Annotated in this window: 19 protein-coding genes; 13 read left to right on the top strand and 6 right to left on the bottom strand. The window is 59.9% G+C overall.

Features of this window, described 5'->3' with window-relative positions:
- Positions 1-61 precede the first annotated feature (61 nt).
- The 5 genes from ACA065_RS21440 (at position 62) to ACA065_RS21460 (ending at position 4689) form a co-directional block, all read left to right on the top strand.
- Positions 62-565 (top strand): ureidoglycolate lyase, encoded by a 504-nt coding sequence (locus tag ACA065_RS21440; protein WP_497691416.1) that lies wholly within the window; start codon positions 62-64, stop codon positions 563-565.
- A gap of 51 nt (positions 566-616) precedes the next feature.
- Complete coding sequence (locus tag ACA065_RS21445) at positions 617-1918, top strand: urate hydroxylase PuuD (protein ID WP_497691417.1); 1302 nt, start codon at positions 617-619, stop codon at positions 1916-1918.
- A 195-nt stretch (positions 1919-2113) separates the two neighbouring features.
- Positions 2114-3457, top strand: coding sequence for a nucleobase:cation symporter-2 family protein (locus tag ACA065_RS21450; RefSeq protein WP_497691418.1), 1344 nt, complete (start codon positions 2114-2116; stop codon positions 3455-3457).
- Positions 3458-3510: 53 nt separating this feature from the next.
- Positions 3511-3888 (top strand): hypothetical protein, encoded by a 378-nt coding sequence (locus ACA065_RS21455; protein WP_497691419.1) that lies wholly within the window; start codon positions 3511-3513, stop codon positions 3886-3888.
- Positions 3889-3903: 15 nt separating this feature from the next.
- Positions 3904-4689 (top strand): outer membrane protein OmpK, encoded by a 786-nt coding sequence (locus tag ACA065_RS21460; RefSeq protein ID WP_497691420.1) that lies wholly within the window; start codon positions 3904-3906, stop codon positions 4687-4689.
- 1175 nt (positions 4690-5864) lie between these two features.
- On the opposite strand, the gene ACA065_RS21465 is transcribed toward ACA065_RS21460, so the two are convergent.
- From ACA065_RS21465 to ACA065_RS21475, 3 genes are all read right to left on the bottom strand, one after another.
- Entirely contained in the window at positions 5865-7172 is a 1308-nt protein-coding gene (locus ACA065_RS21465) for an IS4 family transposase (RefSeq protein ID WP_497695326.1), read from the bottom strand.
- A gap of 216 nt (positions 7173-7388) precedes the next feature.
- Positions 7389-8537, bottom strand: coding sequence for a patatin-like phospholipase family protein (locus ACA065_RS21470; RefSeq protein ID WP_497691421.1), 1149 nt, complete (start codon positions 8535-8537; stop codon positions 7389-7391).
- A gap of 30 nt (positions 8538-8567) precedes the next feature.
- Complete coding sequence (locus ACA065_RS21475; protein WP_497691422.1) at positions 8568-9503, bottom strand: lipid A biosynthesis lauroyl acyltransferase; 936 nt, start codon at positions 9501-9503, stop codon at positions 8568-8570.
- 117 nt (positions 9504-9620) lie between these two features.
- Here ACA065_RS21475 and minC point away from each other — a divergent pair, with 117 nt between their 5' ends.
- The 8 genes from minC (at position 9621) to ACA065_RS21515 (ending at position 18372) form a co-directional block, all read left to right on the top strand.
- Complete coding sequence (gene minC, locus ACA065_RS21480) at positions 9621-10358, top strand: septum site-determining protein MinC (protein ID WP_242167040.1); 738 nt, start codon at positions 9621-9623, stop codon at positions 10356-10358.
- A gap of 200 nt (positions 10359-10558) precedes the next feature.
- On the top strand, positions 10559-11371 hold the full coding sequence (gene minD / locus ACA065_RS21485; RefSeq protein WP_065887939.1) for a septum site-determining protein MinD: 813 nt from the start codon (positions 10559-10561) through the stop codon (positions 11369-11371).
- A 3-nt stretch (positions 11372-11374) separates the two neighbouring features.
- On the top strand, positions 11375-11629 hold the full coding sequence (gene minE, locus ACA065_RS21490) for a cell division topological specificity factor MinE (protein ID WP_003175252.1): 255 nt from the start codon (positions 11375-11377) through the stop codon (positions 11627-11629).
- A 97-nt stretch (positions 11630-11726) separates the two neighbouring features.
- Positions 11727-12362 carry an RluA family pseudouridine synthase gene (locus tag ACA065_RS21495; RefSeq protein WP_094951466.1) on the top strand — a complete coding sequence of 212 codons (636 nt, stop codon included), beginning with the start codon at positions 11727-11729 and terminating at the stop codon, positions 12360-12362.
- 720 nt (positions 12363-13082) lie between these two features.
- Complete coding sequence (locus ACA065_RS21500; RefSeq protein ID WP_122249562.1) at positions 13083-14372, top strand: M18 family aminopeptidase; 1290 nt, start codon at positions 13083-13085, stop codon at positions 14370-14372.
- Between the two features lie 210 nt (positions 14373-14582).
- The gene (locus tag ACA065_RS21505; RefSeq protein WP_017137858.1) at positions 14583-14759 is read left to right on the top strand and encodes a hypothetical protein; all 177 of its coding nucleotides are present in this window, start codon (positions 14583-14585) and stop codon (positions 14757-14759) included.
- A gap of 72 nt (positions 14760-14831) precedes the next feature.
- Positions 14832-16997 (top strand): mechanosensitive ion channel family protein, encoded by a 2166-nt coding sequence (locus ACA065_RS21510; RefSeq protein WP_497691423.1) that lies wholly within the window; start codon positions 14832-14834, stop codon positions 16995-16997.
- Positions 16998-17013: 16 nt separating this feature from the next.
- The gene (locus ACA065_RS21515; protein WP_497691424.1) at positions 17014-18372 is read left to right on the top strand and encodes an amidohydrolase; all 1359 of its coding nucleotides are present in this window, start codon (positions 17014-17016) and stop codon (positions 18370-18372) included.
- Positions 18373-18502: 130 nt separating this feature from the next.
- Here ACA065_RS21515 and ACA065_RS21520 read toward each other — a convergent pair whose 3' ends face one another.
- The 3 genes from ACA065_RS21520 to ACA065_RS21530 form a co-directional block, all read right to left on the bottom strand.
- Positions 18503-18727, bottom strand: a complete 225-nt coding sequence (locus tag ACA065_RS21520) for an MbtH family protein (RefSeq protein WP_497691425.1) — start codon at positions 18725-18727, stop codon at positions 18503-18505.
- 83 nt (positions 18728-18810) lie between these two features.
- Positions 18811-20223, bottom strand: a complete 1413-nt coding sequence (locus ACA065_RS21525) for an aspartate aminotransferase family protein (protein WP_497691426.1) — start codon at positions 20221-20223, stop codon at positions 18811-18813.
- 258 nt (positions 20224-20481) lie between these two features.
- Positions 20482-21249 carry an N-acetylmuramoyl-L-alanine amidase gene (locus ACA065_RS21530; protein ID WP_497691427.1) on the bottom strand — a complete coding sequence of 256 codons (768 nt, stop codon included), beginning with the start codon at positions 21247-21249 and terminating at the stop codon, positions 20482-20484.
- Positions 21250-21252: the final 3 nt, after the last annotated feature.

The raw sequence follows: 21252 nt of genomic DNA on the forward strand, positions 1-21252 counted from the left end.
CCGAGGCAGCGTTCCCACGCAGAGCGTGGGAACGATCGATAGATAGGATTAAGAGACAGCCATGCGCACACTGATGATCGAACCCCTGACCAAAGAAGCCTTCGCCCCTTTCGGAGACGTTATCGAAACCGATGGCAGCGATCACTTCATGATCAACAACGGGTCGACCATGCGCTTTCACAAGCTGGCAACGGTAGAAACCGCACAGCCTGAAGACAACGCGATCATCAGCGTCTTCCGCGCCGACGCGCTGCAGATGCCGCTGACCGTGTGCATGCTGGAGAGACACCCGCTGGGCAGCCAGGCGTTCATACCGCTGCTCGGCAACCCCTTTCTGATCGTGGTCGCGCCACTTGGCGATGCACCTGTATCAGGCTTGGTCCGCGCCTTCGTCACCAACGGCAGGCAGGGCATTAATTACCATCGCGGCGTCTGGCACCACCCGGTGCTGACGATCGAAAAGCGGGATGACTTCCTGGTGGTTGATCGCAGTGGCACAGGCAATAACTGCGATGAGCATTTTTTTGAAGAGGATGAGCGGTTGATCCTCGCCCCCCACCAATAAGAGAAGGTCTGATCACCCGACAACAAGGGTGACAGGCGAGAGGTAAAGACTGTGGAAGCACATCTGTTGGAATGGCTGAACCTTAGCGTGCGCTGGGTTCACATGATCACTGGCGTCGCGTGGATCGGCGCTTCCTTCTATTTCGTCTGGCTGGAAAACAACCTCAATCGCGTCAACCCCAAGAGCGGCCTGGCCGGTGACTTGTGGGCGATCCACGGTGGCGGTATTTACCACCTGGAAAAATACAAACTGGCCCCACCGACCATGCCGGACAACCTGCATTGGTTCAAATGGGAAGCCTATTTCACCTGGATGTCGGGCGTCGCGCTGCTGTGCGTGGTGTTCTACCTCAACCCGACGCTGTACCTGCTCGCCCCCGGCAGCACGCTCAGCGGCACCGAAGGCGTCTTGCTGGGCATCGGCTCACTGTTCGCCGGCTGGTTTATCTACTCGTTCCTGTGCGACTCGGCCCTGGGCAAACGCCCTGCCCTGCTCGGGTTCATCCTGTTTGTGCTGTTGATTGCCGCCGCGTACGGCTTCAGCAAAGTATTCAGCGGGCGTGGCGCTTACCTGCACGTCGGCGCGGTGATCGGCACGATCATGGTCGGTAACGTGTTCCGTATCATCATGCCCGCCCAGCGCGCGCTGGTGGCGGCCATCGCGGAGAACCGCACGCCGGACCCGGCGCTGCCGGCCAAGGGTTTGCTGCGTTCACGCCACAACAACTACTTCACCTTGCCGGTGCTGTTCATCATGATCAGCAACCACTTCCCGAGCACCTACGGCAGCCAATACAACTGGCTGATCCTGGCCGGTATCGCGGTGGCGGCAGTGTTGGTGCGGCACTACTTCAACACCCGGCATAACAGCCAGAAGTACGCGTGGACCTTGCCGGTTGGCGCCTTGGCGATGATTTGCCTGGCCTACGTGACCGGTCCAAAACCGGTGGCGACAGCACCGGATGTGGCCAAGGCGCCTGCTGCCATCGAGTACCAGCCGTTGCCGGAAACCGCATTGGGTGGCGGCCTCAAACCTGCTGCGCCCGCCGCCCCTGCAGCACCTGCTGCGGCACCTGCGCCCGCCCAGGCGTCGATTGATTTTGACAAGGTGCATGGGGTGATCCAGGAACGCTGCGCCGTATGCCATTCGGCCAAGCCTACCAGCCCGCTGTTCAGCACCGCACCGGCCGGCGTGATGTTCGACACCCCGGCGCAGATCCAGCAGCAGGCCGCGCGCATTCAGGCGCAGGCCGTGGCCAGCCAGATCATGCCGCTGGGCAACATCACCCAGATGACCCAGCAGGAACGGGATTTGATTGGCACCTGGATCAATCAAGGAGCCCGCACGAATTAACTGATTCACACAGAACCCCATGTGGGAGCGGGCTTGCTCGCGAAAGCGGTGTGTCATTCAATCAATCAGTGACTGAACTACCGCATTCGCGAGCAAGCCCGCTCCCACAGGGGTTATGCAGTGTTTGAAAGATCGCGTTCCAAATGGCAATTGAATGCCAAACAACACAAAAATAAAAAAGATTCGAGGTGTTGCATGTCCCAGTTAGAAACGCAGACTCCTGCCGCGCCCGCCATGGTGCGGCTGCCCCTCTTGCAACTGATTCTGGTAGGCCTGCAACACGTCTTGCTGATGTACGGCGGCGCCGTCGCCGTGCCCCTGATCATTGGCCAGGCCGCCGGTCTGAGCCGTGAAGAAATCGCCTTTCTGATCAACGCCGACCTGCTGGTGGCCGGCATCGCTACCATGGTGCAGTCGTTCGGCATCGGCCCGGTGGGCATCCGCATGCCGGTGATGATGGGCGCCAGTTTCGCCGCCGTCGGCAGCATGGTGGCCATGGCCGGCATGCCCGGCATCGGCTTGCAGGGGATCTTCGGCGCGACCATCGCCGCCGGTTTCTTCGGCATGTTGATCGCGCCGTTCATGTCCAAGGTGGTGCGTTTTTTCCCACCCTTGGTGACCGGCACCGTGATCACCGCCATCGGCCTTTCACTGTTTCCGGTGGCCGTGAACTGGGCCGGTGGCGGCAGCGCCGCCGCCACCTTTGGTTCGCCGGTTTACCTGGCGATTGCAGCGCTGGTACTGGGCACCATCTTGTTGATCAACCGTTTTATGCGCGGCTTCTGGGTGAATATCTCGGTGCTGATCGGCATGGCGCTCGGCTACGGCCTGTGCGGCCTGCTCGGCATGGTCGACCTCAGCGGCCTGGCCCAGGCGCCATGGGTGCAGGTGGTGACGCCGCTGCATTTCGGTATGCCAAAATTCGAGTTGGCGCCGATTTTGTCGATGTGCCTGGTGGTGGTGATTATCTTTGTCGAGTCCACCGGCATGTTCCTCGCCCTGGGCAAGATCACCGGCCAGGAGGTCACGCCGAAGATGCTGCGCCGTGGCCTGCTGTGTGATGCCGGCGCGTCGTTCTTTGCGGGTTTGTTCAACACCTTTACCCACTCCTCGTTCGCGCAGAATATCGGCCTGGTGCAGATGACCGGCGTGCGCTGCCGCTCGGTGACGATCATGGCCGGCGCGTTTTTGATTGTGCTCAGCCTGTTGCCCAAAGCCGCCTTCCTGGTGGCGTCGATTCCGCCAGCGGTACTCGGCGGCGCAGCGATTGCCATGTTCGGCATGGTCGCCGCCACCGGCATCAAGATCCTCCAGGAGGCCGACATCGCCGACCGCCGTAACCAGCTGCTGGTGGCCGTGAGCATCGGCATGGGCCTGATCCCGGTGGTGCGCCCGGAGTTCTTCGCGCAACTGCCCCTATGGATGAGCCCGATTACTCACAGCGGGATTGCCATGGCCACCCTCAGCGCGCTGTCGCTGAATGTACTGTTTAACATCCTCGGCGGCGCTGAACGCCCCGTCGTCGCTCACACGCATTGATTCCACCTGTTATTAAAAAACAACAAAAATAATAAACAACAGGAAACACGCCCATGCACGCCATCCACTTGGGGCCGGCCACAAGCCGCGCCCCATTCTTGCCCCACGCGCTCTCTAACAGCGCACTTGAGCCAAGGCCTGAGAGCCAGTATTCTCCGCGCCCGCTCGAATCGGCTCAAAAAAAAACAGCGAATGTAAAAGCTGACTGCAGGGCCAACTTATCCTGGCCCCGTGTCTGCGGCCAACGTGCACAAAAAAGCCTGTTATTCGACTGCATCAAGTGCAGCCGAAGGCATTTTATTGGCTTTTTTAAACACCTTGGCGCAGCTCTTGCTAAAAGCATTAAAGCTGACCAAACAGACGATTTTTGCAGCGAACCAAAAGGCGCCACACCAGAGCGCCTGCGTAGAAAAACAACCATAAAACTTTGACTCGGGAGCAACCGAATGAAACCTATGTTGAAAGGCCTGATGCTGGCGGGATCCCTGCTGGCCGGTGGCCAAGCCGTGGCCGGCGATTTGTTGCAGTGGCAGAACAACAGCCTGACTTACCTGTGGGGCAAGAACTTCACCGTCAACCCGCAGATCCAGCAAACCGTCACCTTCGAACATGCCGATGCGTGGAAGTACGGCGACAACTTCTTCTTCCTCGACCGTATCTTCTATAACGGTAAGGAAGACGGCAATGTGGGTCCGAATACTTACTACGGCGAGTTCAGCCCGCGTTTGTCGTTCGGCAAGATTCTGGACAAGGACCTGTCATTCGGCCCAATCAAGGATGTGTTGCTGACACTCACTTACGAGTTCGGCGAAGGCGATAACGAGTCGTACCTGGTCGGCCCTGGTTTTGACTTGAACATCCCCGGTTTCGATTACTTCCAGTTGAACTTTTACCAGCGCCAGACCGAAGGCAATCGCCCGGGTGACGGTGTTTGGCAGATCACCCCGGTGTGGTCGTACACGATTCCGGTGGGCAACTCGAACGTCCTGATCGACGGCTTTATGGATTGGGTAGTCGACAACGACAAGAACGCGCGCGGCACTTACCACGCCAACCTGCACTTCAACCCGCAGGTCAAATATGACCTGGGCAAAGCGCTGCACTGGGGCGAGAAACAGTTGTATGTGGGCTTTGAATACGACTACTGGAAGAACAAGTACGGGATTGAAGATTCCGGTGCGTTCAAGACTAACCAGGACACGGCGAGCTTCCTGGTCAAGTACCACTTTTAAAGGTTGAACTCGATCCCCTGTGGGAGCTGGCTTGCCTGCGGTAGCGGTGTATCTGTGCCAAATATAGTGGCTGACACACCGCTATCGCAGCTTAGGTATCTACACATCTTTTTTACGAGTTTAGTTTTGTGGTGGTTGCGGGGGGCGCTGAGGGGCATATCCGTTATTTGGGTGATGGCTTGGATTGGTTCCGCTCTTACAGCGGGTCACTTTTGAAAAGAGCCCAAAAGTAACCAAAAGGCTCTTGCCCCACCACTCGGCACCTCGCTTAGGCTCGGTGTGCCCTCACGCAGGCTTTGGAGCGGGGGCCGCCGCGATGGGCCATCCTTGGCCCAGCGCGGCTAAACCGGCGTCCTGCCGGTTTACCCCCGCTCCAAAGCCTGCGTTCGGCCAGCGTGGTTGACGGGGCGCCCAAGATCAAAATCAAGATCAAAATCAAGATCAAGATCTACAGCACGGCGGCCTAGTAGCCGACCTGAGTGGTTGAATCAAAAGCGAAAGCGAGGCGGCCTGACAGCCGACCTGATCTTGGAAGCTGAACTCAGTCAAATGTGGCAGGGGGCTTGCTCCCGATGGCGGTGTGTCAGTTGATGCATCTGGTGAATGGCCCACCGCATTCGCGAGCAAGCCCGCTCCCACATTTTGAGCTCAGTACATCAGGTAGATGTGTGTACTCGGTCAAATGTGGGAGCTGGCTTGCCTGCGAAGGCATCAACTCGGTGTACCTGATATACCGAGCTGTCTGCATCGCAGGCAAGCCAGCTCCCACAGAAAAGCAGCTCTGCTTTTGCCCTGTTTTTGCTCTGCTTTTGCCCTGTTTTTGCCCTGCTTTTGCTTCAACCACTCAGGTCGGCTACTAGGCCGCCGTGCTGTAGATTTTGATCTTGATCTGACAGGCCCCGTTAACCACGATGGCCGAACGCAGGCTTGAATCCGTGGGTAACCCGGCAGGACGCCGGGTTAGCCGCGCTGGGCCAAGGATGGCCCATCGCGGCGGCCCACGGATTCAAGCCGGAGTGAGGGCATGCCGAGCCTTAGCGAGGCACCGAGTGGTGGGGCAAAGACCTTTTGGTTACTTTTGGCTGGGCCGGCATTCCGGGCGTTTGCCAAAAGTGACCCGCTGTAAGAGCCATGCCTTTCAAGGTCTGCGTTTAAAGATCCGTTTAAAGTCATGTTTAAGTTTGTTTATCCGACTTGGCAGCCTTGAGCACCCGAGCTGTTGAGACATGGGCCCGTGCAGCTTTACCTTCCAGCCACTCCTTAGGTTTGGCGACTTTAGGACCACGAGGACTTTTCGCGACGGCCTTGGGTTTGATCAACCTCGCCAGGGCCAACAACCGCTCTGCCAGCCCTTGCGAGGTCTTTTCAATAGGGAAATTCTCCGCAGGCAATGCGATCTGCATTCCCTGATAATCACTGCGAACATGCACCGCCAAATGGTAAATCGAGGCCTCCCAACCCGCTGGCTGCGTTTCGCGGTGGGCCTGATCAACACTGCGTTTGAGAACCGACAAAACGTTGTAAGCCAGAACCGCTGAGGCAAAGCCCAGCAGCGCGGCTTTAGGGCTACCAAGGCTCTTAATCTCACTGTCCAGCACCGATTCAAGGCGTTGGAACATTCCCTCAATACTCCAGCGGCGGCGGTACAAATCGGCTATTTGCCGAGCGCTAATGGTGTCGGGCAAGTTGCTCCAGAACCGCATCACCGAATCGCCTGAATCATTTGCCGTTTGCAGGCTCAACTCAACGCGTCGCCAGCGGCGGCCACCTTTTACTTCAATGATTTGCTCACGAACGCTTCCGCTGTCGACGATCCCTGACTCTTGCCAGTCGCTTTCCTGAATTATGCGAGGATGTTTGCTGTGTTCGCGAACGATGAACGAAGCCCCCGTGTCTTCGCAGGCTTGTAGGACCGGCAGCGTGCAGTAGAGCCGGTCAGCCACCCACAGTTGGCCCGCGCTTGCGCGGGCCAACAGCGGTAAAACACTGACCCGCTCGCTGGCATGGGCGTCTTCACAAGGCTGAAGATCAACGACTAAATCCAGATCAGGGTCGTAGGCCACTACGGAAAAGCCCGGGCGAGCCGCAGCTCGTTCAGCGCGCAAAGCACCAAGACGTTTTTCAGTGGAGGGCAGGTGGTTGCCGTCAACAATACGCAATTGCCAGCCGGGTAGGATCGATGAATGGCCGAGCGTTTTTATGGTCGGCTCTAAACGCTCTGCGCTACCCGAAATCAGGGCTCGAAGCAGCTCGGGCTCGGTCCGATTAATCTTGTCATAGAGCGCCGAAAGGGTGACTGAAAGCCCCTCCATCTTGCGCGCTGCCGCGTGTAGAGAGGGTCTCAGGCCCAATGAAACTAGGGACATCAGCTCTACAACGGTTGAAAATAAAAGCTCACGGGAGTACTGACGTTGGCGGTGATCATTGAACACCTTATCAACCCATTCGGCAGGTACGGCCTGCTCTAATACCAGCTTGGTCATGACACTGGCCGGTGCTTGTTTTTCGAACCGCTCTAGAACCTTTTCCCACATGGTTTCGTCATCCTGACTGAAGTTTGGGGGGGATTTTAAACCAAGACCTTGAAAGGCATGGCTGTAAGAGCGGAACCATACGAAGCCGTTACCGCAGCAATGGATATGTACTCAATCTACCCAAACCGAGGTGGCGCGATCGCAGGCAAGCCCCCTCCCACATTTTTAGATCGGTGACAGGCCGAGGAACCGAGTTATTTCCTCGCGCTTGGCCAACGCATCCTTGCGCCCCAACTCAATCAACTCGCTGCAATACCCTGCCTCAAACAGCAAGTAGCTCAACACCCCTGCCCCACTGGTCTTGGTCGCCCCCGGCCCACGCAAAAACAGGCGCAACGCTGCCGGTAGTTCCTGGCGATGACGCGCGGCAATTTCATCGATTGGCTGACTCGGCGCAATCACCAGCACCTCCACCGGCGCCAAGCCCTGTATCGCCGCATCCGCCGGCAATACACGACTGAACTGGTTCAGACGCTCAAGCAATTCAATATCGCTTTCCAGGCTGTCAATGAACGTGCTGTTGAGCATGTGCCCACCGATCTGCGCCAGGGTGGGTTCCTGGCCAGTATAGGTGCGTTGCGTTGCAGGTTCATTGCCACGAGGGTTGCCGCTCACGCCCACCACCAGCACGCGGCTTGCGCCCAGATGCAAGGCCGGGCTGATGGGCGCGGATTGGCGCACCGCGCCATCGCCGAAGTATTCCTGGTCGAGCTTGACCGGCGCAAACAGCAGGGGAATCGCCGAACTGGCCAGCAGGTGCTCAACCGTGAGCTGCGTCGGCATGCCGATGCGTCGATGGCGCAGCCAGGCATCGATAGTGCCGCCGCCCTGATAAAACGTCACCGCTTGCCCGGACTCATAGCCGAAGGCCGTGACCGCCACCGCATGCAGGTGGTGGTTGCGGATGGCCGCATCGATACCGTCCAGGTGCAGTTTGTCTTTGAGCAGCGCGCGCAATGGCGTGCTGTCGAGCAACGCGACCGGCACCTGGGTGCCCAGGCCGAGCAGGCTGTGGATCAAGAAACGACTCGCCTGGCGGATCACCCCCGGCCAATCGCTGCGAAGTACCTGATGGCTGCGAAAGCCCTGCCAAAATGCCGTGAGGCGTTCGATAGCCGCTTTGAAGTCGGTCGCACCGCTGGCCAGGCTCACCGCATTGATCGCCCCGGCTGATGTGCCGACGATCACCGGAAAAGGATTCGGCGCCCCTGGCGGCAGCAACTCGGCAATCGCCGCCAAAACGCCCACCTGATACGCCGCTCGCGCCCCGCCGCCGGAAAGAATCAAGCCTGTGACCGGTTCAGCTGGGCGCATTGCATCACTCCAGGTGGAGAAAAGTAGGTGTTATCGACGGCGCTTTTCGTACAGCTTAGGCTCACCCGGTGGGCGGCTCTTGAAGCGCCGGTGGGTCCACAGGTATTGCTCGGGGCATTCGCGTACCGAGGCTTCAACCCACTGGTTGATGCGCAGGCAGTCGATCTCATCGGTTGCGCCAGGGAAGTCGGTCAACGGCGGATGGATCACCAGGCGGTAACCGCTGCCGTCAGCCAGGCGTTCCTGGGTGAACGGCACCACCAACGCCTTGCCCAGGCGTGCGAACTTGCTGGTGGCGGTGACGGTGGCGGCCTGGATGCCGAACAGCGGCACAAAGATGCTCTGCTTGGCGCCGTAGTCCTGGTCCGGCGCATACCAGATGGCACGGCCGGCGCGCAGCAACTTGAGCATGCCACGCACGTCTTCGCGCTCGATGGCCAGGGAGTCCAGGTTGTGCCGCTCGCGGCCACGGCGCTGGACGAAGTCGAACAACGGGTTGCCGTGCTCGCGGTACATGCCATCGATGGTGTGTTTCTGGCCGAGCAAGGCCGCGCCGATTTCCAGGGTGGTGAAGTGCAGGGCCATGAGGATCACGCCCTTGCCATCCAGCTGCGCCTGCTTGAGGTGCTCAAGCCCTTCGACATGGGCCAGGCGCGCCAGGCGTGGGCGCGACCACCACCAGCTCATGGCCATTTCAAAGAAGGCGATGCCGGTGGAGGCAAAGTTTTCCTTGAGCAGCTGCTTACGCTCTTTGGCGGACTTTTGCGGGAAACACAATTCCAGGTTGCGCGCGGCGATGCGGCGACGTTCGCCCGCCACGCGGTACATGCCCGCCCCTAATAAGCGACCAATGGTCAACAGTGCCCGATAAGGCAACTGAGTGATCAGCCACAGCAGGCCGAGTCCCAGCCATAGCAGCCAAAAACGCGGGTGAAAAAATACAGCTCGAAAACGCGGGCGATCCATTACAGATTCCGGTAAAGACAGGGCCGCGCATTCTACAACGTTCGACTCGGCTTGCGGCCCGTGGATGTTCTCGTTATAAGTCTCGACACTTTTCGTGACAAGCCGCTTTTGCCGACCATGAGCCAAACCGAACCGCTAGACCAAGATCCCGTGTTCCAGCTGAAAGGCAGCATGCTCGCCATCACCGTGCTGGAACTGGCCCGCAACGACCTCGACGCCCTGGACCGCCAACTGGCCGCCAAGGTCGCCCTGGCGCCGAATTTTTTCAACAATGCCCCGCTGGTACTGGCCCTGGACAAACTCCCGGCCGGCCAGGGCGTGATTGATTTGCCCGGCCTGATGCGCGTCTGCCGCTCGCATGGTTTGCGCACCCTGGCGATTCGCGCCAGCCGTATCGAAGACATTGCCGCGGCAATCGCCATTGAACTGCCAGTACTGCCACCGTCGGGAGCCCGCGAGCGTCCGCTCGACCCGACCGAAGGTGAAGTGAAGAAAAAACCGGAAAAACCACCCGAGCCGACGATCAAGCCCACAAAGATCATCACTTCTCCCGTACGCGGCGGGCAGCAAATTTACGCCCAGGGCGGCGACCTGGTCGTCATCGCTCCGGTCAGCCCCGGCGCGGAACTTCTGGCCGATGGCAACATCCATGTATACGGCCCGATGCGCGGACGTGCCCTCGCCGGCATCAAAGGTGATACCAAGGCCCGTATTTTTTGCCAGCAGTTGACCGCTGAGCTAGTGTCCATCGCAGGCCAGTACAAGGTTTCAGAAGATTTGCGCCGTGATCCGCTGTGGGGGGCCGGGGTACAAGTCAGCCTGTCGGGCGATGTGTTGAACATCATCCGTCTTTAACGGATACTGCCGCATTTTCCAAGCATCTCTAGACTCTGATAGCACAGCGAAACCGGCAAGACTTGCGTAGGAATAATTGGAAGTTGGCGTTTCCCCGTGGAAACCACATCTTTTTCCTACAAAGGCTGTCCGCCTGCAGCGAGTTCCAAGAGATGTTTTTCAGGGACCGAAAAGTCCTTTTTCCTTAGGGGTGAAACACCTTGGCCAAGATTCTCGTGGTTACATCCGGCAAGGGTGGTGTGGGTAAGACCACCACCAGCGCCGCTATCGGTACCGGCCTCGCTCTGCGCGGCCACAAGACAGTCATCGTCGACTTCGACGTCGGTTTGCGTAACCTCGACCTGATCATGGGCTGCGAACGCCGCGTGGTGTACGACTTCGTCAACGTAGTCAACGGCGAAGCCAACCTGCAACAGGCCCTCATCAAGGACAAGCGCCTTGAGAACCTGTACGTATTGGCCGCCAGCCAAACCCGTGACAAAGACGCGCTGACCAAAGAAGGCGTGGGCAAAGTCCTCGCTGAACTGAAGGAAACCTTCGAGTACGTGGTATGCGACTCCCCGGCCGGTATCGAAACGGGTGCTCACCTGGCGATGTACTTCGCCGATGAAGCCATCGTTGTGACCAACCCGGAAGTGTCCTCGGTACGTGACTCGGACCGTATGCTCGGCCTGTTGGCCAGCAAGTCCAAGCGCGCCGAAGAAGGCCAGGACCCGATCAAGGAACACCTGCTGCTGACCCGTTACAACCCGGAGCGCGTCAGCAACGGCGAAATGCTCGGTGTTGAAGACGTCAAGGACATTCTGGCAGTAACCCTGCTGGGCGTGATCCCGGAATCCCAGGCAGTCCTGAAAGCTTCCAACCAGGGCGTGCCGGTGATTCTTGACGACCAGAGCGACGCCGGCCAGGCGTACAGCGATGCTGTTGATCGCTTGCTGGGCAAGACCGTGGAACATCGCTTCCTCGATGTTAAGAAGAAGGGATTCTTCGAGCGTATCTTTGGAGGCAACTAAACAATGAAATTTCTCGACTTCTTTCGCGCCAACAAAAAGCCAAGTACCGCGTCGGTAGCGAAAGAGCGTCTACAGATCATCGTGGCGCACGAACGCGGCCAACGCAGCACGCCGGACTACCTGCCAGCCTTGCAGAAGGAACTGGTCGAGGTGATCCGCAAGTACGTCAATATCGGTAACGATGACGTGCATGTCGCCCTGGAAAACGACGGCAGCTGCTCGATTCTGGAACTCAATATCACCCTGCCTGATCGTTAATCGAACAGGCGGCTGCCACGGCGGCTCGGGCACCTTGATCCCTTTTATGGGAACCGGGTGAGCGAGCCGCCGTTGGCGTTTGTTACGAGGCTGTTTAATGCCGCTGTCCAACATCCATATCCTGCATCAGGACGACGCTGTCCTGGTGGTGAACAAGCCGACCCTGCTGCTCTCGGTGCCCGGCCGGGCCGATGACAACAAGGACTGCCTGATCACCCGCCTGCAGGAAAACGGCTACCCCGAAGCCCGCATTGTCCATCGCCTGGACTGGGAAACCTCGGGGATTATCCTGCTTGCGCGGGACGCCGACACCCACCGCGAACTGTCCCGCCAGTTTCACGACCGCGAAACCGAAAAGGCCTACACCGCCTTGGCTTGGGGCCAACCGGCGCTGGACAGCGGCAGCATCGACCTGCCCCTGCGCTACGACCCGCCGACCAAACCCCGCCATGTGGTTGACCATGAATTCGGCAAGCACGCGTTGACCTTCTGGAAGGTACTGGAGCGTTGCGGCGACTGGTGCCGCGTCGAGCTGACGCCGATCACCGGGCGTTCGCACCAGTTGCGCGTGCATATGCTGTCGATCGGGCATCCGTTACTCGGTGATGGTTTGTATGCCCATGAACAAGCCCTGGCCGCCTGGCCGCGCCTGTGCCTGCACGCGAGCATGTTGAGCTTTACCCATCCGCAAAGTGGCAAGCGGCTGCGCTTTGAGTGCCCTGCACCCTTCTAAGCTGCAAACACGATCAAATGTGGGAGCTGGCTTGCCTGCGATTGCGGTCTATCAGTGAAAAATGCACGACTGATGCACCGCTATCGCAGCATAGGTATCTACACAACTTTGTAGCTGCCAACCGTACCCACGATGCGCAGCGAGCCGCTCTTGTTCTTGATCTGGCTTTTGATCTTAGGCGTCCCGTTAAACCACGCTGGCCGGAATTCGACATGGATTTGGGGGGTAAACCGGCAGGGATGCCGGTTTAGCCGCCCCGCGCCATGGATGGCGCGTGGCGGCGGCCCCCCAAATCCATGTCGGATTACGGGCACACCGAGCCTAAGCGAGGTGCCGAGTGGTGGGACGAGGACCTTTTGCTTACTTTTGGGTCCTTCCAAAAGTGAGCCGCTGTAAAAGCGGAACCCTAAGTGGCCGTTACCGCAGGAATGGATATGTACTCGGTGTGATCCAGCACCCTGGTCGGCTGTCAGGCCGCCATCGGGGGCAAGCCCCCTCCCACATTTGGAACGCGGTGCATCAGTTAGATAGCTGTAAGCTGCCAGACAGCAAGTTCCCTCTCCTGGGGAATAGCGCCGCACCCAAAGTTGTGTAGATACCTATGGCTATCGCAGGCAAGCCAGCTCCCCCATTAGCCTTGTGTAATTCTCAACAGCGCAGCTTCACTTCAAATGTAGAGCCAATACGGTAAACTCCGCGCATTGCTGTCTGGAGCTATTTATGCGCGAAGCGTTGAATCAAGGCCTGATCGACTTCCTCAAGGCCTCCCCTACTCCTTTTCATGCCACTGCCGCCCTCGCCCAGCGCCTGGAAGCAGCCGGCTACCAGCGCCTCGACGAGCGCGAAACCTGGGCCACCGAGGCCAACGGGCGCTATTACGTGACCCGTAACGACTCCTCCATCATCGCCTTCAAGCTCGGCCGCCACTCGCCGTTGCAAGGCGGGATTCGCCTGGTCGGCGCCCACACCGACAGCCCGTGCCTGCGGGTCAAGCCGCAGCCGGAGCTGCAACGCCAGGGTTTCTGGCAGTTGGGTGTGGAAGTCTACGGCGGTGCGCTGCTGGCGCCGTGGTTCGACCGCGACCTGTCGCTGGCCGGCCGCGTGACCTTCCGCCGCGACGGCAAGGTCGAGAGCCAACTGATCGACTTCAAGCTGCCCATCGCCATAATCCCCAACCTGGCCATTCACCTGAACCGTGAAGCCAACCAGGGTTGGGCGATCAATGCCCAGACCGAACTGCCACCGATCCTCGCGCAATTTGCCGGCGACGAACGCGTGGACTTCCGTGCCGTGCTCACCGAGCAGCTTGGACGCGAGCATGGTTTGAACGCCGACGTGGTGCTCGACTACGAGCTGAGCTTCTACGACACGCAAAGTGCTGCAGTGATCGGCCTCAATGGCGACTTTATTGCCGGTGCGCGCCTCGACAATCTGCTGTCGTGCTACGCCGGCCTGCAAGCGTTGCTCACCAGCGAAACCGACGAAACCTGCGTGCTGGTGTGCAACGACCACGAAGAAGTCGGCTCCTGCTCTGCGTGTGGCGCTGACGGCCCGATGCTGGAACAGACCCTGCGCCGCCTGTTGCCCGAAGGTGATGAGTTCGTACGCACCATTCAGAAATCACTGTTGGTGTCGGCGGACAATGCCCACGGCGTGCACCCCAACTACGCCGAGAAACACGACGCCAACCACGGCCCAAAACTCAATGCCGGCCCGGTGATCAAGGTCAACAGCAACCAGCGCTACGCCACCAACAGCGAAACTGCCGGGTTCTTCCGCCACCTGTGCATGGCCCAGGAAGTCCCGGTGCAGAGCTTTGTGGTGCGCAGCGACATGGGCTGCGGCTCGACCATCGGCCCGATTACCGCCAGCCACCTGGGCGTGCGCACCGTGGACATCGGCCTGCCGACGTTTGCCATGCATTCCATCCGTGAACTGTGCGGCAGCCATGATTTGGCGCATCTGGTGAAGGTACTCGGTGCGTTTTATGCGAGCCGCGATTTGCCCTGATCCAGCGGGTAACCTCGGTCAAAAATGTGGGAGCGGGCTTGCTCGCGAATGCGGTACATCAGTCAGCAGATTCAGTGACTGACACTGCGCATTCGCGAGCAAGCCCGCTCCCACATTCAGTTTTGCGCACACCTGATCTGCATCACCTGCAGTTTTTGTAATCCGACCTAGACTTGTCAGTATTCCCACTCCCGACAAGGCCGTCGCCCCATGATCTCCATGTCCTCGTTCCACGCCATGCTCATTCCCATCATTATCGGCATGATCCTGCTCGCGACCGGCTTCAACTTTCGTGACAAGCCCGTCGGCGTGTTTGGCATGTGGGTCGGGATGCTGCTGATCCTTGGCACGGTGGTTTACAAAATCCTCGCCAAACTGGCGGAATGACAAATGCACTCGCATTGGGCATAACGGCCTCGTACACTCGGTCAATTCGTCGTTTTCAAGGTTGACCGCCTCGTGCTCTTGCGTCTTTTTGCCCTGCCCCGCTACTTTCTGATCGCCCTGCTGATGCTGCTGCCGCTCACGCCTGCCAACGCCGTGAGCTTGCCCGGCCTGCTCGGCAACGCCAACAAGACCCAACCCCAGGCCGATGTGCCGCTGGGGCAGTCGTTGGATGAGGTGATCAAGACCCTGGAAAACGATCAGCAGCGCACCCAGCTGTTGAGCGACCTGAAAAAACTGCGCCAAGCCACGCAAAAAGCCCAGCCCGCCGCCGAACAAGGCGTACTCGGCTTGATCGGCAGTACGCTGTCCGGCCTTGAGCAGCAGTTCTCCGGCGCCGACAGCCCGGTGCAACGCTGGTCCAATGAGTTCGATCTGGCCAAGGATGAACTCAGCGCCTTGATGCTGCCGGCCAGTGAATGGCTACCGATCATTTTCGGCTTTGCCGTGATCCTGGCTGTGTGGAGCCTGTTGGCCGCCGCGCTGATCTGGCTCAGCCACCGCGTGCGCGAGCGTTTCGGCCTGCCCGAAGAACTGCCGCAACACCCGCGCACCTGGGACATGCTGCGCTTCGCCCTGCGCAAATTGGGGCCGTGGTTGATCGCCCTGGTGATCACGGTTTACCTGAGCTACGCCCTGCCCTCGTCCCTGGGTAAATCCCTGGCGATGGTGCTGGCTTACGCGCTGGTGGTCGGCACCTGTTTCTCGGCGATCTGTGTGATTGCGTTCTCGGTGCTCGACGGCCCGCACCGCCACCGGGCGCTGTATATCCTGCGTCACCAAGCCTTCCGCCCGTTGTGGTGGATCGGCAGTTTCGCCGCCTTTGGCGAAGCCTTGAGTGACCCACGGCTGGTAACGGCCCTGGGCCAGCATCTGGCGCACACGGCAGCGACGGTCGCCAATGTGATGGCCGCCCTGTCCACCGGCGTGTTTATCCTGCGTTTCCGCCGGCCAATCGCACACTTGATCCGCAACCAGCCGCTGTCGCGTCGCCTCACGCGCCGCGCCCTCACCGATACGCTTTCGATCATCGGCACCTTCTGGTACTTGCCGGCGCTGTTGCTGGTGGGCATCTCACTGTTCGCCACCTTCCTGTCCGCCGGCGACACCAGCACCGCCCTGCGCCAATCATTGTTGTGCACGGTGTTGCTGGTGTTGTGCATGGTGATCAACGGCCTCGTGCGCCGCCATGCGCTAAAGCCGCAACGCGGGCACAAACGCCATGCGCTGTACTCCGACCGCCTGAAAAGCTTCGTCTACACCCTGATTCACTTGGTGGTGTGGCTGGTGTTTATCGAGCTGGGCCTGCGCGTGTGGGGCCTGTCGATGATTCGCTTTACCGAAGGCGACGGCCATGAAGTCAGCGTCAAGCTGTTCGGCCTTGGCGGCACGCTGCTGTTTGCCTGGCTGATCTGGATCCTCAGCGACACCGCGATCCACCACGCCCTGACCCGTTCGCGCAAAGGTCTGGCGAATGCGCGTGCGCAGACGATGATGCCGTTGATCCGCAACGTGCTGTTTGTAACCATCTTTATCATCGCCGCCATCGTGGCGTTGGCGAACATGGGCATGAACGTCACGCCGTTGCTGGCCGGTGCGGGTGTGATCGGTATTGCCATCGGTTTTGGTGCGCAGTCGCTGGTGGCCGACTTGATCACCGGCCTGTTCATCATCATCGAAGACTCCCTGGCCATCGATGACTACGTGGACGTCGGCGGCCACCTTGGCACCGTCGAAGGCCTGACCATCCGCACGGTGCGCCTGCGCGATATCGACGGCATCGTGCACACCATTCCGTTCAGCGAAATCAAGAGCATCAAGAACTACTCGCGGGAATTCGGCTACGCGATCTTCCGGGTGGCGATCCCCTACAACATGGAAATCGACGACGCGATCAAACTGATGCGTGACGTCGGCCAGAAGATGCGCAACGACCCACTGCAACGCAGAAACATCTGGTCGCCACTGGAGATTCAGGGCGTGGAAAGCTTTGAGTCCGGCAGTGCGATCCTGCGGGCGCGGTTCAAGACGGCGCCGATCAAGCAGTGGGAAGTGTCGCGGGCGTTCAACCTGGCGCTCAAGCGTGAGTTGGATGAAGCCGGGCTAGACCTGGCGACACCGCGCTTGAGTGTGCAGGTAGTCACCGCCGGCACTGTGCAGGAGAAAGAACCACAACAATAAAGAGGGAGAGCTACTTATGCGTTTAAAGGGTCTGACACACCAATGGGTTTTCGGCTTACTGTGTAGCGCCGCCAGCAGTGTGGTGATTGCCGCCAGCAGCGACCAGGGCAGTGACAAAGAGAACGCCCGGGAGGAAATTGCCGCCCAGGCCAAAATCCTCGAGCCGGCTCTGCTGGAAACCCGCCGCGACATCCACGCCCACCCCGAACTGGGCAACACCGAAACCCGCACGGCTGAGCTGGTCGCCAAGCAACTGCGCGAGCTGGGCCTTGAAGTGAAAACCGGCGTGGCCCGCACCGGCGTCGTCGCCATCTTGAAGGGCGCGCTGCCCGGCCCGACCGTTGCCCTGCGCGCGGATATGGATGCATTACCGGTCAAGGAAGTCGCCGACCTGCCGTTCGCCTCCAAGGCAAAGGGCACCTACCTGGGCAAGGAGGTCGACGTGATGCACGCCTGCGGCCACGATGCCCACACCGCGATCCTGCTGAGCACGGCGAAAATTCTTACCGGCATGCGCGAGCGCCTGCCCGGCACCGTGGTGTTTTATTTCCAACCCGCCGAAGAAGGCCCGAGCGACTTTATCCCCGACGGCAAGAACACCTGGGGCGCGAAAATGATGGTGCAGGAAGGCGTGATGAAAGCGCCCAAGCCTGACGCAGTGTTCGGCCTGCATGTGTGGGCCGGCGTACCCGCCGGGCAAATCGCCTACCGGCCGGGCCCAACCCTGGCCAGCTCCGATGACCTGCGCATCAAGATCCTCGGCAAACAGACCCACGCCGGCCGCCCTTGGGACGGCATCGACCCGATCACCGTCGGCGCGCAGACCATTGTCGGCCTGCAAACCGTGGTGAGCCGTCGCACCGACATCTCGTCATTTCCGTCGGTGGTGAGCATCGGCACCATCAATGGCGGCACCCGCTACAACATCATCCCCGAGTCGGTGGACATGAGCGGCACCATTCGTTCCTACGACTACGGCATTCGTCAGAAGCTGCACGCGGACGTACGCCAGACCGTAGAGAAAATCGCCGAGAGTGGCGGCGCCAAGGCCGAAGTCACCATCATCGAGAAGTACGACCCGACCATCAACAACCCGGCGCTGACCGAGAAAATGCTCCCAAGCCTGCGCTGGGCGGCCAAGGATGATGTGGTGCAGGGCCCATTGGTGGGCGGTGCCGAGGACTTCTCGTTTTACGCCAAGGAGGCGCCGGGGCTGTTTGTGTTCCTGGGGGTGACACCCAGGGATCAGGACATGAGCAAGGCGGCGCCGAATCATAATCCAGGCTTCTTTGTGGACGAGTCGGCGTTGGTCGTGGGTGTGCGGACACTGGCGTCGTTGGCGACGGATTACTTGTACACCAACCCTACGCAATAACGCTTTTCTGTGGGAGCGGGCTTGCTCGCGAATGCGGTGTGTCAGTTAACGCAAGTATTGACTGATACGACGCATTCGCGAGCAAGCCCGCTCCCACACAAGCCCGCTCCCACAGTTGATCTGGGGTGTGTCAGCTGACCAACGCAGCGCCGTCCATCTTCTGGCGCAGGCTCAATGGGCGCATATCCGTCCAGACTTCTTCGATGTAGGCCAGGCACTCTTTCTTCATGCCGCTCTTGCCCACGGTGCGCCAGCCTTCCGGTACGGCCTTGTAATCAGGCCAGATGGAATACTGTTCTTCGTGGTTGACCACTACCTGAAACAGGATGTCGTCGCGGTCAAATACTGAGGTCATTGCTGTTCTCCATCGCTAAAAAGGCTGGCTGCGCACCACGCGCAGCGCTGATATCTGTAGAAACGTACCAAGCGTGTGAAAAATTAGAGGCTGGCGACTGCAGCCGCCAAGGCGCGACCAAAGATCTCGGCCACCCGGTCGATTTCGGCGGCGGTGATCACCAACGGTGGCAGGAAGCGCACCACGCTGCCATGGCGGCCGCCCAGTTCGAGGATCAGGCCGCGCTTGAGGCATTCGCGCTGCACCAGCGGCGCCAGTTGGCGATGCACCGGTGGGTGGCCCTGGGTATCGAGCGTGCCGTGCGGGTCCACCAGCTCGACGCCGAGCATCAGCCCACGCCCACGAATATCCCCCAAGTGCGGAAAGTCGCGTTGCAGGATGCGCAGGTGCTCGCCGAGGCGCTCACCCATGGCGGCGGCGTGGCCGGCCAGGTCGTGTTCCTTGAGGTAGCGCATCACCGCCGAGCCCGCCGCCATCGCCATCTGATTGCCACGGAACGTCCCGGCATGCGCACCCGGCAGCCAGGTGTCGAGCCAGTCGCGATACACCACCACCGCCAGCGGCAAGCTGCCGCCGATGGCCTTGGACATCACCACCACATCCGGGATGATGCCGGCGTGTTCGAAGGCAAACATTTTGCCGGTGCGACCGAAACCACTCTGGATTTCATCGACGATCAACGCCACGCCCGCCTGCTCGGTGATGCGCCGCAGGCCGCGCAGCCAGTCGAGATCGGCCGGGATCACGCCGCCCTCGCCCTGCACCACTTCAACAATCACCGCTGCCGGCAACAACACCCCGGCTTCAGGGTCATTGAGCAGGTTCTCCAGGTAATGCAGGTTGACCCGCACACCTTCCGCACCGCCCAGGCCGAAGGGGCAACGGTAGTCGTAGGGGTATGGAAGAAATTGCACGCCATTGCCAAGCAAGGCGCCCAAGGGTTTTTTCGGCCCCAGGCTGCCCATCAGGCTCAGCGCGCCTTGGCTCATGCCGTGATAACCGCCCTGGAACGACAACACGGTGCTGCGGCCGGTGGCGGTGCGCACCAGCTTCAGCGCGGCTTCGACCGCATCGGTGCCGGTGGGGCCGCAGAACTGGATTTTCGCTTCGCGTGCCAGCTCGGCGGGCAGCAGGCCGAACAGGTCCTGCACGAACTGGTCTTTGACCGGCGTGGTCAGGTCGAGGGTGTGCAGGGGCAGTTCGTCGCTGAGTACTTGCTGAATGGCTTCGATCACCACCGGGTGGTTGTGGCCCAACGCCAGGGTGCCGGCGCCGGCCAGGCAATCGATGAAACTGCGACCTTCGACGTCCTCCACGTAGATGCCCTTGGCGCGTTTGAGCGCCAGGGGGATGCGCCGGGGATAACTGCGAGCGTTGGATTCCTGCTGGCGCTGGCGGGCCAGCAGCGGGGTTTCTTCGAACTGGTAGAGCGTTTCCACGGGTGCCGGGCTGGCGTGCACCGGGGCGTCTTCGATACGGCTGGTAGCGACTGACATCTCTCGATCCCTCAATACGCGGGTGGGGTGACCAAACTGCCGATCCGCGTATGTGCGGATTTCATGTTCTGGAGACGCACCAGCGGTTGGGGGATTTAGGCTTGTTATGGTTTTTGATTGATCGTTCCCACGCTCCGCGTGGAAATGCATCCCGTGACGCTCCGCGTCACCAGAATTTCACTTACAGCGGGACGCGGAGCGTCCATGGTGGCATTCCCACGCAGAGCGTGGGAACGATCACCACGATCATGCCAGTCTTCAAATCCCGCGATACCGCTCATTCAACGCATACAAAAGCGCACACGTCTCCCCATCTAAAACCCCACCATAATCCCGGCTCCGAAAGTGCATCTGAAACGCCCGCGTCCTCAGCTCAAACGCTCGACGATTCTGAGCCGGCTTATACCCGTACCGCTGAAACGCCCGCTCCACCTCAGCCTCAGGCGGCAACCCAAGACAAAACCGGCGCTGATACATCGCCCGTGTCGACTCATCAAACCAGGCCCCGATCCCGGCCTCGAACAAACACCGCCAAGGCAGCCGCGGCCCGGGATCACTCTTGCGCCAGTACGCCACATCCGAATGCCCAAGAATGTCAGTCGGCCCTATCTGAGGGTATCGCCCAAGAATGTCGCGAACCAACGCAATCAACACATCAACCTGCTCCTCAGCGTACGCAGGAAAGGTAAACACCCCGCCATCATCGCGCGCCAAATTGACCATCTCGATGCCAATTGATCGGCTATTAAGATTATCCCGCCCACCCCAATGACTCGCCCCGGCATGCCAGGCACGCTTATCCTCGTCCACCAGGCGAAACGCGCGTAATTCGTCATACCCGGTAGCGCGGTAACCTTGGTCATCAGGGTCGGGCAGCAGGTAGTGAGCGCTGACTCCGTCTTGAGTGAGCGTACGCAAAGATGACGCAAAGGGCGCCGCGGTGTAATGCAGGACCACCTGCCCCACGGGCTCGCCATTGCGTTCATTGAAATCCCTGGCCGGGAAGCTGCTATCGACAACCAACATAAG

It is taken from the genome of Pseudomonas sp. LBUM1640, assembly GCF_059716225.1.

Bases quoted from the DNA above. Each gene is read 5' to 3' on its own strand.
- ACA065_RS21495 (WP_094951466.1), top strand. From the start codon at position 11,727: ATGCCGCTGTCCAACATCCATATCCTGCATCAGGACGACGCTGTCCTG.
- ACA065_RS21440 (WP_497691416.1), top strand. From the start codon at position 62: ATGCGCACACTGATGATCGAACCCCTGACCAAAGAAGCCTTCGCCCCT.
- ACA065_RS21530 (WP_497691427.1), bottom strand. From the start codon at position 21,249: ATGTTGGTTGTCGATAGCAGCTTCCCGGCCAGGGATTTCAATGAACGC.
- ACA065_RS21475 (WP_497691422.1), bottom strand. From the start codon at position 9,503: ATGGATCGCCCGCGTTTTCGAGCTGTATTTTTTCACCCGCGTTTTTGG.
- ACA065_RS21505 (WP_017137858.1), top strand. From the start codon at position 14,583: ATGATCTCCATGTCCTCGTTCCACGCCATGCTCATTCCCATCATTATC.
- ACA065_RS21465 (WP_497695326.1), bottom strand. From the start codon at position 7,172: ATGACCAAGCTGGTATTAGAGCAGGCCGTACCTGCCGAATGGGTTGAT.
- ACA065_RS21460 (WP_497691420.1), top strand. From the start codon at position 3,904: ATGAAACCTATGTTGAAAGGCCTGATGCTGGCGGGATCCCTGCTGGCC.
- ACA065_RS21500 (WP_122249562.1), top strand. From the start codon at position 13,083: ATGCGCGAAGCGTTGAATCAAGGCCTGATCGACTTCCTCAAGGCCTCC.
- ACA065_RS21470 (WP_497691421.1), bottom strand. From the start codon at position 8,537: ATGCGCCCAGCTGAACCGGTCACAGGCTTGATTCTTTCCGGCGGCGGG.
- minE (WP_003175252.1), top strand. From the start codon at position 11,375: ATGAAATTTCTCGACTTCTTTCGCGCCAACAAAAAGCCAAGTACCGCG.
- ACA065_RS21515 (WP_497691424.1), top strand. From the start codon at position 17,014: ATGCGTTTAAAGGGTCTGACACACCAATGGGTTTTCGGCTTACTGTGT.
- ACA065_RS21455 (WP_497691419.1), top strand. From the start codon at position 3,511: ATGCACGCCATCCACTTGGGGCCGGCCACAAGCCGCGCCCCATTCTTG.
- ACA065_RS21525 (WP_497691426.1), bottom strand. From the start codon at position 20,223: ATGTCAGTCGCTACCAGCCGTATCGAAGACGCCCCGGTGCACGCCAGC.
- ACA065_RS21450 (WP_497691418.1), top strand. From the start codon at position 2,114: ATGTCCCAGTTAGAAACGCAGACTCCTGCCGCGCCCGCCATGGTGCGG.
- ACA065_RS21520 (WP_497691425.1), bottom strand. From the start codon at position 18,727: ATGACCTCAGTATTTGACCGCGACGACATCCTGTTTCAGGTAGTGGTC.
- minC (WP_242167040.1), top strand. From the start codon at position 9,621: ATGAGCCAAACCGAACCGCTAGACCAAGATCCCGTGTTCCAGCTGAAA.